Origin of the sequence: Halomonas flagellata (genome assembly GCF_022487945.1) — a bacterium.
In the GTDB taxonomy this organism is placed as follows: Bacteria; Pseudomonadota; Gammaproteobacteria; order Pseudomonadales; family Halomonadaceae; genus Halomonas; species Halomonas flagellata.
The window spans coordinates 1-546 of the sequence record NZ_JAKVPY010000136.1; the positions used below are offsets into that span (position 1 = coordinate 1).

The window sequence follows — 546 nt, forward strand, 5'->3', positions numbered from 1 at the left end:
GACGTCAACCGGGTCGCCGACCACCTGATCCACACCTCGGTGGTGGTCGGCGGCCGGCTCTCCAACAACAAGGGCATCAACAAGCAGGGCGGCGGCCTCTCGGCCCCGGCGCTCACCGACAAGGACAAGGCCGACCTGAAGACCGCCATGGAGATCGGCGTCGATTACCTGGCCGTGTCGTTCCCGCGCAGCGCCGCCGATATGCGCGAGGCTCGGGCGCTATTGGGCGAGGCGGGTAAGGAGATCGGCCTGGTGGCCAAGCTCGAGCGCGCCGAGGCGGTGGCCGACGACGCCACGCTGGACGGCATCATCGAGGCCAGCGAGGCGGTGATGGTGGCTCGCGGCGACCTGGGCGTGGAGATCGGCGACGCTCAGCTGATCGGCACCCAGAAGCGCATCATCAAGCGCGCCCGCCAGCTCAACCGGGCGGTGATCACCGCCACCCAGATGATGGAGTCGATGATCGAGTCGCCGCTGCCGACCCGGGCCGAGGTGTTCGACGTGGCCAACGCCGTGCTCGACGGCACCGACGCGGTGATGCTCTCC

At 69.2% G+C, this 546-nt stretch carries 1 protein-coding gene; it reads left to right on the forward strand.

All coding sequences use genetic code 11. The features are described from left to right. Positions 1–546 (forward strand): pyruvate kinase (locus MKP05_RS21540; protein ID WP_240570170.1); only part of this gene is annotated, 546 nt, incomplete at both ends.